This window comes from Mycolicibacterium austroafricanum, assembly GCF_902705885.1.
GTDB classification, from domain to species: domain Bacteria; phylum Actinomycetota; class Actinomycetes; order Mycobacteriales; family Mycobacteriaceae; genus Mycobacterium; species Mycobacterium vanbaalenii_A.
Genome location: NZ_CACSIP010000030.1, coordinates 24,814 through 40,811 on the forward strand (window position 1 = coordinate 24,814; position 15,998 = coordinate 40,811).

Consider the following 15,998-nt stretch of genomic DNA (forward strand, 5'->3'; position numbering starts at 1 on the left):
AATCACGCGAAGCGCGGGCGCACGGAGGGCGCCCGCAGGACAGTACTCTAACGTTACAGAAGTGTTGCTTGGGCCAGCGCTGCAGCGTCGTCGGCCATCGCGCACCATTCCCCGTCTGAACTGCGCTGAAACCCGCGATGACGCGTCATTTACGGGTGGCGAGGTAGACGGTGTTGGCCGACCTGCCCCCGGTGAGCGGGTTGTCGAACCAGACCTGCTGGGCCTCGACATCGGTGAAAACGACCTCGAGGACCGAGCGGAAATCGTCGTCGGGCGCGTCGTCGGACCACAGGGCAAAGGTGCCTCCCGGGACGAGGCGGGTGGCTGCTGCGAGCAGCCCCTCCTGGGTGTAGAAGGCAGCGTGGGCCGGGTCGAGCACGTGGCGGGGGGAATGGTCGATGTCGAGCAGGATCGCGTCATAGGTTCGGTCGGGGTCTTCGGGTGCGAACCCCGTCGGGTCCGTCGCCGCGGCGAAGAAGTCCGCACGCACCAAGGTGGCCCGGCTGTCGGCAGCGAGCCCCGCGGTGTCCGGAAGCAGATCGCGTTGATGCCAGTCGATGACCGCTTCGGAGTATTCGATCACCGTCAACGACCGGATTCGGTTACACCGTAGGGCTTCTCGGGCGGTGTAGCCGAGACCGAGGCCGCCGACGACCACGTCGAGGTCGGTGCCGGGCGTGCGTGCCAGTCCGAGCCGTGCGAGCTCCCGTTCCGCGACGGTGAACAGGCTCGACATCACGTACTCGTCATCGAGCTTGACCTCGTACACGTCGGTGCGCACCGACAGGTCGAAACGCCGCCGAAGACTGATCTGCCCCATCGGCGTTTGTTGCCAGCCCAATTCCTCGAAGCGTGCGCCCATCGGCGCAACGATAGCGTCTTGGATTGCTGTGACGGACCCCGAGTTTCGTCCACGGGGAACCACGCGCTCGTGCCGGTGGCCCTCCTCACCCGTTAGGGTAGGTTTCTGCGGCGGATGCTGCAGGCGTTGCGCCGGACAGGTCGGCGGGCTGGAGGAGAGTCACGGTGGGGGGCACCCAGAGTGCGCACATGCAGATCGGCCAGGTCGCGGCGCGAACTGAGCTCTCCATCCGCACGGTGCGCCACTACGACGACGTCGGGTTGGTGACGCCATCGGTCCGCAGTGCAGGTGGTTTTCGGCTGTACACCGAGGCCGACGTCGACCGATTGCTCGTCATTCGGCGGATGAAGCCGCTGGGGTTCACGCTGGCCGAGATGAAGGAACTCCTGACCGCGCTGGATGTGTTGGACGACGCGAAATCCTCGGCGGCCGAACGTGACAACGCGGTACAGCAGCTCCGCGATTACCGCACCAAGACCGACGAGAGCGCCGATCGGCTGCGCCTCCAGCTCGCCTACGCCGAGGAACTGGCGGGACTGCTGGCGCAGCGCGCCCAAGTCAAGGGTCGCGGCACCGGAGGCCCCCATTAGACTGACCCGGTGGATTCTGCAGCTCCCCGTCCGGTGTTGGTCGTCGACTTCGGCGCGCAATACGCGCAGCTGATCGCGCGCCGGGTCCGCGAGGCGCGGGTGTACTCCGAGGTCATCCCGCACACCGCCAGCGTGGAGGAGATCAAGGAGCGCAATCCCCGTGCGGTCGTGCTGTCCGGCGGCCCGGCCAGCGTCTACGCCGACGGCGCCCCGCAACTGGATCCCGGGCTGTTCGACCTGGATGTCCCGGTGTTCGGCATCTGCTACGGCTTCCAGGCCATGGCGCAGGCGCTGGGGGGTACGGTGGCCCGCACCGGCACCAGCGAGTATGGCCGTACCGAATTGAAAGTCACCGGCGGGCAATTGCATTCGGATCTGCCGGTCACCCAGCCGGTGTGGATGAGTCACGGCGACGCGGTGACCGCTGCCCCGGCTGGCTTCGACGTGGTGGCGACCAGCTCCGGGGCGCCGGTGGCGGCGTTCGAGAACCGCGGACGCCGGCTGGCCGGAGTGCAGTACCACCCCGAGGTGATGCACACCCCGCACGGCCAGCAGGTGCTGAGCCGGTTTCTGCACGAGTTCGCCGGTATCGACGCCGCGTGGACCGCGGCCAACATCGCCGACGCGCTGGTCGAGCAGGTGCGTGCCCAGATCGGTGGTGGACGTGCGATCTGCGGGCTCTCCGGGGGTGTCGACTCGGCCGTCGCGGCGGCGCTGGTGCAGCGGGCCGTCGGTGATCAGCTGACCTGCGTGTTCGTCGACCACGGGTTGCTTCGCGCCGGGGAGCGGGGGCAGGTGCAACGCGACTTCGTCGCCGCCACGGGTGCCAACCTGGTCACCGTCGATGTCGCCGACCGGTTCCTCGAGGCGCTGTCCGGCGTCACCAATCCCGAGGGCAAGCGCAAGATCATCGGTCGTGAGTTCATCCGGGCCTTCGAAGGTGCGGTGCGTGACGCGTTGGGGGCGGCAGACGGTGATGTCGAGTTCCTCGTTCAGGGCACGCTCTACCCCGACGTGGTGGAATCCGGCGGCGGATCGGGAACCGCCAACATCAAGAGCCACCACAACGTCGGCGGTTTGCCCGGCGACCTGAAGTTCACGCTCGTCGAGCCATTGCGGCTGCTGTTCAAAGACGAGGTCCGTGCCGTCGGGCGGGAACTGGGTCTACCGGAGGAAATCGTTGCCCGCCAACCGTTTCCCGGCCCCGGTCTCGGTATCCGGATCGTCGGGGAGGTCACTGCGGGGCGCCTCGACACCCTGCGCCGCGCCGATGCCATCGCCCGCGAGGAACTGACGTCGGCGGGTCTGGATCATCAGATCTGGCAGTGTCCGGTGGTCCTGTTGGCCGATGTCCGTTCGGTGGGTGTGCAGGGCGACGGCCGCACCTACGGACATCCGATCGTGCTGCGCCCGGTCTCCAGCGAAGATGCGATGACTGCTGACTGGACCCGGGTGCCCTACGAAGTGCTGGAACGGATTTCGACCCGGATCACCAACGAGGTCCCTGAGGTGAACCGCGTGGTGCTGGATGTCACCAGCAAGCCGCCGGGCACCATCGAGTGGGAGTGACTAGGCGTCAGGCGGTTCGCGAGATTTGTCGATCGACTGGGCCAGAATGCCGGCCACCACTGCCTCGACGTTCGCCTCGATCGACGACGCCAGCGTCGCAGTCACGGCGGACACCGCGACCGTGCGGAACCGCACCAGCATGGTGATCAATTCCGCCATCTCGGTGTCCGGGGGCAGCTCCGCCCCGGGGTTGAGGCGATCGCCGATGTGCTCCACACCCGCGCGCACCAGGATGTCGCTGATCTGATCGACCAGCGGGATGATCTGTTCGTGCAGGTCGATCAGCTTGTCGGTGGCCACGCCGTACTGCCGGATCTCGTTGAACGCCTCGATCAGCTTCGGCCGCATGATCGTGGCGTCGACGCCGTCGTCCTCGAGTTTGATCACCCCGATGTCGACCATCCGGTCGAATCCGGGGTCGTCGTCGACCAATCGCCTGGCGTCGGCCAACGACATCCGTTCGGGCTTCTCGGTCGCCCAGCTGCCGGAGATCGCCGACTCCAGTCCCAGCATGTCGCCGACGTTCTTGCCCTGTTCCCAGGCTGAGAGCATCTCGTTGACGTGCGCGATGTTGTAGCCGCGGTCCAGCAGCGAGGTGATCAGTCGCAGACGGGTCAGGTGTGTGTCGTTGAAGAGCACGATGCGGCCGACCCGAAGCGGGGGGTGCAGAAGGCCGCGGTCGCGGTACACCCGGATGTTGCGGGTGGTGGTGCCGGCCAGTCGGGCGAGGTCCTCGATGCGGTATTCGCCGGATGCCGCCACGCCGTGCGGCTGGACGGCGGCGTCGAACAGCTGGGACACCGCAGCCTCGACCACATCCCGGGATCCGCGACGGATTCGTCGCAGGATCGTCGGGACCGGCCCGCTGGGCGGGCGAGGCTGCCTGGCTCCGGACATCTCAGGACATCTCAGGCCGTCGAGGTGACCACCCGGGGGCGCACGTCGTGTGCTACCGCGTGGTAATCCTCGAACTGGAATTGACGCATCTGTCGAAGATACTGGGTCGCGAACCCGGGGTACATCGAGGCGTTGAAACCGTCGGCGGTCAGGTACCAGCTGTTGCAGCCCGACATCCAGGTGGTCTTGGCCAGCCGCTGTTGCATGCGGTCGTTGTAGCGGCGCTGGACCTCGCCGCGGACGTCGAGGTAGCGCAGGTTCTGCCTCAGGATCGTGGTGATCCCGGTGACCGCGTAGTCCAGTTGGCCCTCGACGTAGACCAGCAGCGAGTTGTGGCCCGGCCCGGAGTTCGGCCCGCACATGAAGAACAGATTCGGATATCCGTGCGCGCTCGCGCTCTTGTACGCCTCGGCGTGGCCGGCCCATTCCTGCAGCAGCGACCGGCCCCCCAGCCCGGTGACGGGAAACGGCGGCCCGGACAGGTGCACGTCGTACCCGGTCGCGAACACGATCGCGTCGACGTGGTGCTCGAGGCCATCGGCGGTGCGGATCCCGACCGGGCTCAGGGTGGCGATCGGCCAGTCGATCAGCTTGCAGTTGTCGCGCTGCAGCGCCGGGTAGTAGTCGCTGGAGATCAGCATCCGCTTGCAGCCGGGAGTGAAATCCGGGGTCAGCTGGCGGCGCAGCCAGGGATCGGCGACGGTGCGGCGCAGATGTGCTTTGCCCAGCCGACCGACCAGACGGCTCAGCGGGGTGTTCCACACCAGCGCGGTGGCGCTGGCCTCGTGGCCCCAGAACAACGCCTGGCGGGCGAGTTCCTGGGCGGCTGGCACTTTGGCGAACAGCGACTGCACCGCCGCGGGCATCGGAACGTCCAGGCGCGGGAGCACCCAGCCCGGGGTGCGCTGGAACACCTTGACGAACTCAGCGGTCTTGACCAGTTCGGGAACGATCTGCACGGCGCTGGCGCCGGTGCCGATCACCGCGACGCGCTTACCGGTGAAGTCGTAGTCGTGGTCCCAGGCCGCGCTGTGGATCTTGTGGCCTTCATAGGTGTTGATGCCGCGGATGTCGGGCAGCTTGTGATCTGCCAGTGGGCCACCCGCGAGTACGACGGTTCGTGCCTGGAACCGCTTGCGCCTGTTGGTGGTCGCGGTCCACACCCCGGCGGCCTCGTCGAAGCGCAGGCCGATGATCTCGGTGTTGAAGGTGATCAACGGCCGTAACCCGTGCTGGTCGGTCAGGTCCTCGATGTGTCGGCAGATCTCGTCACCTGACGGGTAGGCCCGTGACCAGGAAGGGTTCTTGACGAACGAGAACGAGTACAGCAGTGACGGGATGTCGCAGGCCACACCGGGATAGGTGTTGTCGCGCCAGGTCCCTCCGACGCGGTCGGCGCGTTCGACGACGACGATGTCGTCGACTCCGGCCTGTCTGAGTTTGATCGCGGTGCCCAGGCCGGTGAAGCCGGCGCCGACGATCAGCGTGTCGTGGACATGCTTGGGAGCGGCCATGTCTCAGGCCGCCGGCTCGTGGGTGAGTTCCTTGAACCACGACGGGATCGGTTTGAGCAGCGCCTTGGGGTAGTAGTCAGAGGCCCAGACCATCGGGTTGGCCAGCCAGTGATACGGGTTGTTCGGTTTGACCACCACGCGCGCGTGCAGCTTCAGGATCTGGTAGGTCGGAACCCGCCAGGTGCTCTCGCTGCGTTCGCCGAGCGTCTTGAAACGCTTCATCGCGTTGTAGAGCTTCTCGGGCTGCAGGCCCATGTCGACGATGTTGTTGCGCATCCGGTTCAGTAGCGGGATGTACATGATGGCGCCGATGATTACGCCGGGCGTGGCGACATTGCCGACGAACTGGACCAGCAGGCGGCGCACGTCGGCCTGCCCGATCATGTTGAGGACCTCGAAATCGACGGCGATGTGCCGGGACTCGTCGTTGTTGATCTTCTCGAAAACCTGGTGACAAACCGGGTCGTGTACCTCTTCGAGCAGGAACTTCAACAGCGCGCCGTCGAGCGCCACCTCGAGCATCGGGATGACGGTGCCCAGGATCGACAGCGACATGTCGTCGGCGTAGGTGTCGAGCCATTCGATCGCCAGCCGGATGTTGACGTTCGGCTCCGGCATCTCGCCGTCGTCGAGCATCCCCCACCGCTTCATCAGGGCCAGTTCGGCATTCGCATGGCGCTGTTCCTCGGCGTGGAAGTAGCGGTAGATCTCGGCGATCGTCGGCGTCGGCGCCTTCTTGGCCATCGCGGCGAACCCACGCGCCCCGACATTCTCGATCCAGCACAGGTCGGCCATGAACGCCTTGAGCTTGGGCCGCATCTCGTCGGTGATCGTCTCGGCACCCGGAGCGTCCCAGTCGATGTCGGCCAGCGCCCACTGGCGATCTTTGATCTTCGCAAGCATGACATCCATGTCGATCGCCATGATTCCTCCTAGGGGATGACCCGAGTGGTGAAACCGACGGCACGGGTGTACACCGTCGGAGTGAAACGCTTGATGCCCCAGCCGATCCGGGCTTCGGGCTGCGGCATGCAGTAGAGGCCACCGCGGTCGAGGGTGTCCAGGCACATCCGCGCGACCCGCTCGGCGGAGAAGCCGGTCCAGCGCATCAGTTGGTCGGCCAGCTGGGTGGACTTGGCCGAGATCCGGCCTGCGCCGACGATGTTGGTCTTGACGAAGGTGGGGCACAGCACGGTGACGTTCACACCGGTGCCCGCCATTTCGGCGGCCAGGGTCTCCGACAGCGACAGGGTGCCCGCTTTGCTGACGTTGTAGGCGGCCATGCCGGGTGCGGCACCGAACGCGGCTGCCGAGGCGACGTTGATGATGCCCGCAGGCCGGCCTGCTTCCCGCAGGATCGGGGCGAATACGTGGCACCCGTGGATCGGACCCCACAGGTTGATGTCGAGCACCCAGGTCCAGTCGGCGAGGTCGGACTCGCCGATCATGGCTCCGCCGGCGCCGACGCCCGCGTTGTTGATCACCAGTGTCGGTGGGCCGTCGAACCAGGACTGGGCCTCTTCGGCGAGGTGATGCACCTGTTCGATCTGGGTGACGTCGCACGGGACTGCCAGGGCCTTGCCGCCGTCGGTTTCGATGGCTTTAGATGTCACGCGCGCGGTGTCGACGGCGATGTCGCTGCACACCACACGGCCACCACGGCGGGCCAGTTCGGTGGCGAACGCGGCACCGATACCGCTGCCGGCGCCGGTGATGACCGCGTCGGCGCCGTGGCTGCGCCGTGGGGATCCCAGCCCGAACAGGTCGATCATTCAGCTCACCCGCCCGATGCTGTTGGTACGCAATAGTTCTGTGACGAACTCCGCGATCTCCCGCATCGCGGGTGCGGCTTCGGGGGTGAGCCTGGGTAGAGCATGGAAGACGTGTACTTGGCCGGGCCAGATCTGCAGGGAGCACCGGCCGCCGGCGGCGGCGAGGTCGTCGGCGAGGCTGATGGCGTCGGCGGCGAGCATCTCCGCACCGCCGGCATGGATCAGCGTCGGCGGCAACGGGCGTCCGCCGGCGACGTCGAGCGCCAGTCGCGGGTGGGTGGATTCGATTCCGGTGCAGTACAACTCGACCAGCCGGGCAGCGTCGCGGGACCGGATCGCCGGGTCGGGGCAGGTCCGCTCGCGGGAGCGGGCCAGGTTGAACGTCAGATCCACCAGCGGGGAGAGCAGTACAAGGCCCGCGGGATGGCAGACGTCGGGCTGCAGCATCAGGTCGACGGCGAGATGTCCCCCTGCCGAGTCGCCGGCGACGACGATCTGCTCGGCAGGGAACCCGCACTGATCGGTCAGCCACTCCCAGCCATGCCGGACATCGTCTGCGGCGGTGGGGAACCGGTGCCGCGGTGCCAACCGGTAGTCGATGCTGAAGACCGGGATTCCGGTCAGTTGCGACAGCCATGAGGCGAGACGTCGGTGTGTTCGTGGTGAGCACAAGGCGTAGCCGCTGCCGTGGACCAAGTAGATCGCTTTGAGGCCATCGGACTTCGGTTGACGGGCAACGCCTTTGCCGTAGACCCACTCGCCGACAACCCGGTGTCCGGGGGAGGTTCTGGTGTCGACCGGGACGACCTCGGTGCCGGCCAGGGACGGCCCGAAGGTGTCCATGATCCGGGCCACGATCTGTCGCGAGGTCCACAGGCCCCAGGCCCGGTCGGCCGGGAGCACGCTGCTGAGCTGGCGCAGCGTCAGGCTGCTGATGAGCACGGCACTGCGAGACCGGAGCGACCCTCGCTCTGGCAGGGGAGGCGCCTGCTCGTCTTTCGGCACGCTTCGGAGTACATCCCGAATGGTGACATTTGTCAATGGCACCATTTGCCACTGCGCCTGTCTGTGCGCCCGTTCATACTGCGCTGGCGGCGTGACCCACTCGCACTTCTGTGCCATGGGCGCAGCCTCGATGTGGGGAAACTTCGGTTGACGCTGTCGGGGGCGGGGTGTTTACTGGGGCTGTCGAACATATATTCGAACACAGTGTCTGGGTCAGGTGTTGCGAGAGGGGCTGCTGTGGCATTGGCGATGAACGTCGACAGGCCTCTGTCGCACCGCGCTGAGCAGGTAGAACAGCTCCGAAGGCAGATGGCTTCGGTGTCGGAGAAGATGGCTGCCAAAGGCGGGGGAAGCCGCCGGGTGCAACCTCCGCCAACCGGGCCCTCGCCCGCCGCGGATTCTTTGCTGTCGTTGCCGGAATCCACGGCTGAGCTGCCTGCCGACCCCCTGCCCCGCGGAACTGTGGCGGTGCTGTCGGGGGCTCGGTCGCTGGAACTGAGCATGGTGGCGGCGGTGACGGCCGGGGGTGGTCACGCCGCGATCATCGGCCAGCCCGACATCGGTCTGCTCGCCGCGGTGGAGATGGGAGCGGACCTGAGCAGGATCGCCGTCATCCCGGAACCGGGAGCAGACCCGGTCGAGGTGGCCGCGGTCCTGATGGACGGGATGGATCTGGTGGTCCTCGGACTGGGCGGCCGGTCGGTGCCGCCGACTCGGGCCAGAGCGGTGGTCGCCCGGGCGCGGCAGCGGGGATGCACGTTGCTTGTCACCGATGGAGACTGGCAGGGAGCCTCCGCCCGGCTGGACGCGCACGTCAGTGGCTACGAGATCGCTGGCGGGGGGAGCCCGGGATCCGGGCGGATCTGCCGGGTGCGGCTGGCCATGCGCGCCCGGGGACGCCCGGTCCGTGCGCTGGGAGGCTAGAGGTGGCCGCTTCCAGGGTCCTGGCGCTCTGGTGCATGGACTGGCCGGCCGTGGCCGCGGCGGCAGCCGTCGGCCTGCCCTCGACGGTGCCGGCCGCGGTCACGCTGGCCAACCGGGTCATCGCGTGCTCGGCCGCGGCACGCGCAGCGGGTGTGCGTCGAGGGTTGCGGCGCAGAGAGTCGCAGGCCCGCTGCCCGGAACTGCATGTCGTCACCGCTGACCCCGCCCGCGATGCCCGGCACTTCGAGCACGTCACGACCGCGGTCGATGAGTTGGTGCCGCGGGCCGAGGTGTTGCGTCCCGGGCTGCTGGCCTTGTCGGTCCGCGGCGCTGCCCGCTACTTCGGGTCGGAGCAGGCGGCCGCCGAACGATTGGTCGACGCGGTGGCTGCCGCCGGCGTGGAGTGCCAGGTCGGCATCGCCGACCAGCTGCCCACCGCTGTTTTCGCCGCGCGGGCCGGCAGGATCATCGGTCCTGGCGAGGACGCCCTGTTCCTGTCGGAGATGTCGGTCCGGCAGCTGGCCGCCGAACCGAGCCTGGCGCCCGTCACCCGGGAAGGCTTGGTCGACCTGCTGTGGCGCTTGGGTATTCGCAAGATCGGGCAGTTCGCTGAGCTGTCCCGAAGTGATGTGTCCTCCCGGTTCGGGGCCGATGCGGTAGCCGCACACCGTCTCTCCCGCGGAGAGCCCACCCGACCGCCATCGGGACGGGAGCCCGAACAGGAACTCGACGCGGTGATGGACTGTGACCCACCCATCGACCGGGTGGACGCTGCGGCTTTTGCCGGGCGTTCGCTGGCCGGGATGCTGCACCGCAGCCTCGAAGCCGCGGGAGTGGGCTGCACCAGGCTGGCCATTCACGCTGTGACTGCCAACGGGCAAGAGCTGGAACGTGTCTGGCGGTGCGCGGAACCGCTGACCGAGGACGCCACCGCAGACCGGGTGCGCTGGCAGTTGGACGGTTGGTTGAATCGGCGCAACAAAGATGATCGTCCGTGCGCGCCGGTCACCGTGCTGCGACTGCGTCCGGTGGAGGTGGTGTCGGCCGAGGCCCTGCAGCTTCCGTTGTGGGGAGGCGTCGGGGAGGAGGACAGGCTGCGGGCGCGGCGGGCTCTGGTGCGGGTGCAGGGCCTGCTGGGCCCCGACGCTGTCAAGGTGCCGGTGCTCAGCGGAGGGCGAGGTCCTGCCGAACGCATCACGTTCACCGATCTCGGTGATGAGGTTGTGCCACAAGCGAACCCGGACCAGCCATGGCCGGGTAGACTTCCCGAACCATCGCCGACCGTACTGCTCGACGATCCGGTCGAATTGTTCGACGTCGAGGGCAACCCGGTGCGGGTCACTGCGCGGGGACTGTTCTCCGCGGCGCCGTTCCAGCTGAATGCGCCCGGCCGCAACGGCCGGTTGTCCTGGTGGGCCGGCCCGTGGGTTGTTGATGAACGCTGGTGGGACCCAGGCCTGCAACATGGCCGGACGGCTCGAGTGCAGGTGCTGCTCGGCAGTGACCAGGCCTTGCTGCTGTGCTACCGGCAGCGGCAGTGGTACCTCGAGGGTGTCTACGAGTGATCCAGCTGCTTGGCGAACGCACCCACGCGGGAGATGAACCGGTCGAAGAACGCCGCGGGGTCGACATCGACACCGATGAGAGCGTTGGGTTCTCGTCCCCACCGCCGACTCCAGTCGGCGATCGTCATCCCGCGCGTCAGCGTGCCGGTCAGCTCGACACCAACCGGTGCCGGTCGGGACCGCACCAGCCCGGTGTCCAACGCGACCGCAGCAGCCAGCGGGTCGTGCAGGTGGGCCAGGTAGCCCTCGCCCTGATCGTGGTGGAACTCGAAGTAGAACCTCATCGCGTCTTCGAGCACCCGGATCAGTGGGTTGGAGGCGGCCGACGCCGCCCCGCGGTCGTCGTCCACCGACATCGGGGTCCAGGAGGACCCGGCAGCTGCCGCCAGCCGGCCCAACAGTTGCGGGGTCATCGCGATGTTCTCGGTGAGGTTGAGCCCCAGCACGATCGGGAGATGGCCGACTTCGGAGTCCCACGCGGCGAACACCTCCGCCGCTGACTCCGGGTCGACGCTGACGTTCCATTCCGCCACCGGGGTGGTGTTGCCGCGGTAGTCGAACGCACCGCCCATGATGACCAACCGTCTGAGCAGTCTCGGCAGGGTGGGGTCGGCGCGCAACGCCAGCGCCAGGTTGGTCAGCGGTCCGGTGGCGACCCCGATCAGCTCCCCGGGATGGGCATGTGCGGCCCGCACCCACGCTTCGGCGGCATCGTAGGGGGTCAGGCTCGTGGTCGGTGCAGGAAGTCGCGCATGGCCCAGGCCGTACGGTCCGTGGGTGTCCTCGGCGGTGCGCAGTGGGGTCTGCAGCGGGTTCTCCGAACCCATCGACACCGGCACATCGGTGATCCCACACAGTTCCAACAGGGCCAGGTTGTTCCGGCAGACCTGCCGCACGGGAACGTTTCCCGCGGTCGAGGCGATACCGACAAGCTCGGCCTCGGCACTGCCGAACAGGTAGACCAGTGCCATCGCATCGTCGACGCCGGTGTCGACATCGAGGAAAACCGGTTGTCGCACCCCGGTCACCAGTGCACGCCGGGCACCAACCGCACCGCCCTCTTGACGGTGCGGGGCACCCGGAGCGCGGTAGCTGGCCGAGCCGGGCGTCTGGGGCTGCGCGGCACCGGCGGCGGCGCCGGACGCTCCTGCGAAACACCGCGTGCCGCAGCTGAATCGGGGTAACCAAGGTACAGCTGGTGCAGCACCCGGCGGGACAGCTTCGGGGTGAAGTACATCCCCAGGTCCGACAGCGTGCCGATCGGTGTGTCGATGCGTGCGGGCTTTTCCACCAGGCCGCGGACCACCATGGCGGCAGCGTGTTCGGCGGAGATCGGTGGCATCGGGTTGAGCTTACGTGACGGGGCGATCATCGGCGTCTTGACCAACGGCATGTGGATGGTGGTGAACGTGATGTGATCGGACAGAGTTTCGGTCCCGACGACCTCGGCGAACGCATCCAGCGCGGCCTTGCTGGGGATGTAGGCGCTGTACTTCGGACTGCTGGCCTGCACTCCGGCGCTGGAGACGTTGACCACATGGCCGAATTGTCGTTCGCGCCAGTGCGGAAGCAGCGCAAGCACCATCCGGACCGGCCCGAAGTAGTTGACCGCCATCACGCGTTCGTAGTCGTGCAACCTGTCGGTGGAGGCCACCACCGACCGTCGGATGGACCGCCCGGCATTGTTGACCAGATAGTCGACGTGCCCGAAACGGCCCAGGATGTCCTTGACGGTGTGTTCCACCGCCGCCGAATCGGTGACATCACAGGTGAATGCGTGCGCGTCGCCGCCGGCGGCGCGGATCTCGGCGATCAGCCCGTCGAGGGCTTCGGCGTTGCGCGCCAACGCGAACACGGTGGCGCCGCGCGCGGCCACCGCGACCGCCGACGCCCGGCCGATACCGCTGGAGGCGCCGGTGATGATCACGTGCTTGCCCACCAGCGGGCCGGCGGCGTCGTCGCGCCGCGCGCGGTTGGGGTCGAGCTGCGCGACCCAGTGACGCCACAGCTGGGGGGCGTAGGATGCGAACTCCGGAACCGCGATTCCGCTGCCCTGCAAAGCTTCCTGGGTGCGTTCACAGCTGAACGTCGGCGCGAGGTCGACCACGTCGAGGATCTCACCCGGAATGCCGAGCTGGGTGGCGGCCATGTTGCGGATGACCTTCGCCCGACCGGTGGCCTGCAGCAACGGCGTCGCCGCCGCACGGGGCAGCGATCCGACCAGCGGCGGCAGCCCGGCCGCCGGTGCGAGTCCGCGGTAGATTCCCCGCAGTCCGATCGTCTTCGGTGCGGTCAGGTGGAACGTCTGGCCGTCGCGTCCGTCGAGGTGCATGAGCGTGGTGATCGCGTCGACCACGTAATCCACAGGGACGAGGTTCGTGCGTGCGGAGTCCGGCAACACCATCGGTGTGAAACGCGGCAGCGAGGCGAGCCGGGCAAGCACCGGAAAGAAGTAGTACGGGCCGTCGGCCTTGTCGATCTCTCCGGTCCTGGAGTCGCCGACGACCACCGCGGGACGGTAGATCCGGTACCGGAGTCCGTCGGCCGACCGCACCAGCAGTTCGGCTTCGAACTTGGTCTGGTGGTAGGGCGTCGGAAGGTCTTGGGCGACGTCGAAGTCGTCTTCGGTGAACACCCCGCGGTGTGTTCCGGCGACCGCGATCGACGACACGTGGTGCAACGTCGCATCCAGCCGGCGCGCCAACGCGATCACGGCGCGGGTGCCGTCGACGTTGGCAGCCCGCTGCGGATCCGCAGCAGCGGTGATGTCGTAGATCGCCGCGCAGTGCACGAGATGGTCGACCCGGCCGATCTCGACGACGGCGGCGTCGGTGAGGCCGAGATCGGGTGCGGTCAGGTCACCGACCAGGGGTACCACGCGCTCGTCCCAGTGCTGCGCCAGCTGTTCGAACCGGCTGAGCGACCCGCGACGCACCAGTACGTGCACCGCCTCGCTGTCAGGAAGGGCCAGGATCCGGTCCACCAGATGCCGACCGATAAACCCGGTACCGCCGGTAACGACATAGCGCATGCGACACATGGTCACCTGCGGACGGAGAAACGTCAATGCCGAACCGGGCACGGAGCAGTGCCCGCTAACCTCGCCTCATGCCTATCGATCCGAACGCCATCGGCGTCACGACGCCGCCTCAGATCTTCGAGTGGACCGACCGCGACACGCTGATCTATGCGCTCGGCGTGGGCGCGGGCACCGGCGATCTCGCGTTCACCACCGAGAACAGTCACGGGATCGAACAGCAGGTGCTGCCCACCTATGCCGTGATCGCCTGCTCGCCGTTCGCCGCCGTCACCGAGATCGGGACGTTCGACTTCAGCAAGCTGTTGCACGGGTCCCAGTCCATTCGGGTGTTCGCGCCGCTGCCCGCGGCCGGAAGGCTCAGCGTCGTCTGCGAAGTCGCCGACATCCAGGACAAGGGTGAGGGCAAGAACGCGATTGTGATGCTGAAGGCCAGCGGCAGTGACCCCGACACCGGTGCGGCCGTCGCCGAGACGCTGGCGACGCTGGTGATCCGCGGCGAAGGCGGCTTCGGGGGGCAACCCGGTCAGCGCCCGGCCGCACCCGAGATCCCCGAACGCGACCCCGACGCCCGGGTGGCGCTGCCCACCCGCGAGGACCAGGCGCTCATCTACCGACTGTCCGGCGACCGCAACCCGCTGCACAGCGACCCCTGGTTCGCCCGGGAGCTGGCAGGCTTCCCCAGGCCGATCCTGCACGGCCTGTGCACCTACGGGGTCGCCGGGCGGGCACTGGTCGCCGACCTCGGTGGCGGTGATGCCTCGAAGGTCACCGCGGTCTCGGCGCGATTCACCTCACCGGTCTTCCCCGGTGACGTGCTGACCACATCGATCTGGCGTCTGGAATCCGGCCGGGCGGTCTTCCGCACCGAGGCCGCGAACCCTGACGGGTCCGAGGTGCGCCCGGTGCTCGAGGACGGCACGGTTTCCTACGTGAGTTGAGGCGCCGATCTTGACCCTGTCAAAACGTTTGCTGGGCTGGTACGTTCTCTGTGCAGGGGGACGGCCTGAAGACGCGTGTAACCGGGGTGGGTGAATGTTCGATGCTTTGCGGAGTTCTCCCGCTGCATCCATAAGCCCTGTCCTGTGGCGATCCGACCAGTACTACTGGTTTACTGCGGTCCTCGCTGGGCGGGGGCTGCAGGCGTTGACATCCCGGCTGGTGGCGGGTGGAGTGCTGGCCCTCGGGCTGCTGCCGGTCGCCCTGATGGCCAGCCCGCTCGGCCCCCAGGGGCCGGCATCGCGGGTGGCTGCCGTGGTGATCGCCGTCTGCTGCGGGGCGATGGCCGTCGTCTGGTTGCGTCACTTCTGGCCTGCCCGGGTGGTGTCGCTGACCTGCGTCATCGTCGAGTCGTTCGCCATCGGCGCCGCCGCGTTGATCGTGTCCAGCCCGATCGTCGGGTTCCTGGTTGCCACGACCTACGTCCTGCTGACCGCGTACGTGGTGTGCTTCCACGCCCCACGTTTGCTGGCGGTGACCGGGCTGGTTGCGATGGCGGTGCTGGCGGTGCTGTTTATGCGGTTGGCCGCCGCAGATCTGCCGCTGGCTCTGATCGCCACCGGGGTGGTGGTGCTGATCAACGTCTTCATCGCGTTCGTCTGCAGGGCAGGCATCAAGCTGATCCAGCCGGACGCCCTCGACACCGATTACGAGCAACTCACCGGCCTGCTGCACCGTGACGCCTTCTATCGCGGTGTCGCGACCTTGCTGGCGTCGCGGAGCCGCAGCGACGACAGGTATCTGGTCGTGGTCGCGGTGAACATCGACAGCTTCTCGCTGCTACTCGGTCTGTCGGGCGCGCGCGGAGGCAACCGGGCACGGGTGATGGTGGGCCAGGCGCTGCGCGAGACCGTCCGGCACAACGCGATCGTCGCTCATGTCTCTGACGGCGGTTTCCACGACTTCCTGGTCGCCGACACGTTCACCACCGCCGATGCGTCGCCTCTGGTGGAGCGGATTCGCGGCGCGATCGCCACCACGCCGCAGCGGCTGACGGCCAGCATCGGGGTGGTGGTGACACCGCTGGCCCCGTTGGCGGCCGAACCTCCCGATGAAGTGGTCGACAAGCTGATCGCGATTGCCACCACGGCGATCAATCAGGCGCGGATGGCCGGCGGCAACCAGGTTCGTTATGTGCTGCGGCCGACGCTGGGTGAGGACGGCGACGACGGTGACGACGGCGACGACGGCGACTTGCCCGACACCGACAAGACCGCCTGAGAGACTCCCTCGCATATCGAACACCTGTTCGATATGCTGGTGA

14 protein-coding genes are annotated in these 15,998 nt (G+C 67.6%); 6 read left to right on the forward strand and 8 right to left on the reverse strand.

The window, feature by feature from the left end:
• Positions 1–145: 145 nt before the first annotated feature.
• Positions 146–862 (reverse strand): polyamine aminopropyltransferase, encoded by a 717-nt coding sequence (locus BEMPMBAN_RS19585; RefSeq protein WP_159232919.1) that lies wholly within the window; start codon positions 860–862, stop codon positions 146–148.
• A 188-nt stretch (positions 863–1,050) separates the two neighbouring features.
• Between BEMPMBAN_RS19585 and BEMPMBAN_RS19590 the strand changes: the two genes are divergently transcribed.
• Together BEMPMBAN_RS19590 and guaA are read left to right on the forward strand one after the other, a co-directional pair.
• Positions 1,051–1,452, forward strand: coding sequence for a MerR family transcriptional regulator (locus BEMPMBAN_RS19590; RefSeq protein WP_159232957.1), 402 nt, complete (start codon positions 1,051–1,053; stop codon positions 1,450–1,452).
• A gap of 9 nt (positions 1,453–1,461) precedes the next feature.
• A complete protein-coding gene (guaA, locus tag BEMPMBAN_RS19595) occupies positions 1,462–3,021 on the forward strand; it encodes a glutamine-hydrolyzing GMP synthase (RefSeq protein WP_159232920.1) in 1,560 nt (519 codons plus the stop codon).
• On the opposite strand, the gene BEMPMBAN_RS19600 is transcribed toward guaA, so the two are convergent.
• The 5 genes from BEMPMBAN_RS19600 to BEMPMBAN_RS19620 are packed head-to-tail and all read right to left on the reverse strand — an operon-like array spanning position 3,022 to position 8,254.
• Positions 3,022–3,918 (reverse strand): MerR family transcriptional regulator, encoded by an 897-nt coding sequence (locus BEMPMBAN_RS19600; RefSeq protein ID WP_159232921.1) that lies wholly within the window; start codon positions 3,916–3,918, stop codon positions 3,022–3,024.
• Positions 3,919–3,929: 11 nt separating this feature from the next.
• Entirely contained in the window at positions 3,930–5,432 is a 1,503-nt protein-coding gene (locus BEMPMBAN_RS19605) for a flavin-containing monooxygenase (RefSeq protein WP_159232922.1), read from the reverse strand.
• 3 nt (positions 5,433–5,435) lie between these two features.
• A complete protein-coding gene (locus tag BEMPMBAN_RS19610) occupies positions 5,436–6,356 on the reverse strand; it encodes a ferritin-like domain-containing protein (protein WP_159232923.1) in 921 nt (306 codons plus the stop codon).
• Positions 6,357–6,364: 8 nt separating this feature from the next.
• Positions 6,365–7,204 carry an SDR family NAD(P)-dependent oxidoreductase gene (locus BEMPMBAN_RS19615; RefSeq protein WP_159232924.1) on the reverse strand — a complete coding sequence of 280 codons (840 nt, stop codon included), beginning with the start codon at positions 7,202–7,204 and terminating at the stop codon, positions 6,365–6,367.
• Complete coding sequence (locus BEMPMBAN_RS19620; RefSeq protein WP_159232925.1) at positions 7,205–8,254, reverse strand: alpha/beta hydrolase; 1,050 nt, start codon at positions 8,252–8,254, stop codon at positions 7,205–7,207.
• 192 nt (positions 8,255–8,446) lie between these two features.
• Here BEMPMBAN_RS19620 and BEMPMBAN_RS19625 point away from each other — a divergent pair, with 192 nt between their 5' ends.
• Positions 8,447–9,133, forward strand: a complete 687-nt coding sequence (locus tag BEMPMBAN_RS19625; RefSeq protein WP_425294993.1) for a DnaE2-dependent mutagenesis accessory factor ImuA' — start codon at positions 8,447–8,449, stop codon at positions 9,131–9,133.
• A 35-nt stretch (positions 9,134–9,168) separates the two neighbouring features.
• Positions 9,169–10,698, forward strand: a complete 1,530-nt coding sequence (locus BEMPMBAN_RS19630) for a DNA polymerase Y family protein (protein ID WP_159232959.1) — start codon at positions 9,169–9,171, stop codon at positions 10,696–10,698.
• Here the strand turns inward: BEMPMBAN_RS19630 and BEMPMBAN_RS19635 are convergent.
• Positions 10,689–11,717 carry a nucleoside hydrolase gene (locus BEMPMBAN_RS19635; RefSeq protein ID WP_425294994.1) on the reverse strand — a complete coding sequence of 343 codons (1,029 nt, stop codon included), beginning with the start codon at positions 11,715–11,717 and terminating at the stop codon, positions 10,689–10,691. The two genes, BEMPMBAN_RS19630 and BEMPMBAN_RS19635, sit on opposite strands and share 10 nt — an antisense overlap.
• A 5-nt stretch (positions 11,718–11,722) precedes the next feature.
• The gene (locus BEMPMBAN_RS19640; RefSeq protein ID WP_200846050.1) at positions 11,723–13,729 is read right to left on the reverse strand and encodes an SDR family oxidoreductase; all 2,007 of its coding nucleotides are present in this window, start codon (positions 13,727–13,729) and stop codon (positions 11,723–11,725) included.
• 77 nt (positions 13,730–13,806) lie between these two features.
• Here BEMPMBAN_RS19640 and BEMPMBAN_RS19645 point away from each other — a divergent pair, with 77 nt between their 5' ends.
• Positions 13,807–14,676, forward strand: coding sequence for a MaoC/PaaZ C-terminal domain-containing protein (locus tag BEMPMBAN_RS19645; RefSeq protein ID WP_159232928.1), 870 nt, complete (start codon positions 13,807–13,809; stop codon positions 14,674–14,676).
• 205 nt (positions 14,677–14,881) lie between these two features.
• Positions 14,882–15,955 (forward strand): diguanylate cyclase domain-containing protein, encoded by a 1,074-nt coding sequence (locus tag BEMPMBAN_RS19650; protein WP_234897588.1) that lies wholly within the window; start codon positions 14,882–14,884, stop codon positions 15,953–15,955.
• The last annotated feature ends 43 nt before the right edge of the window (positions 15,956–15,998 follow it).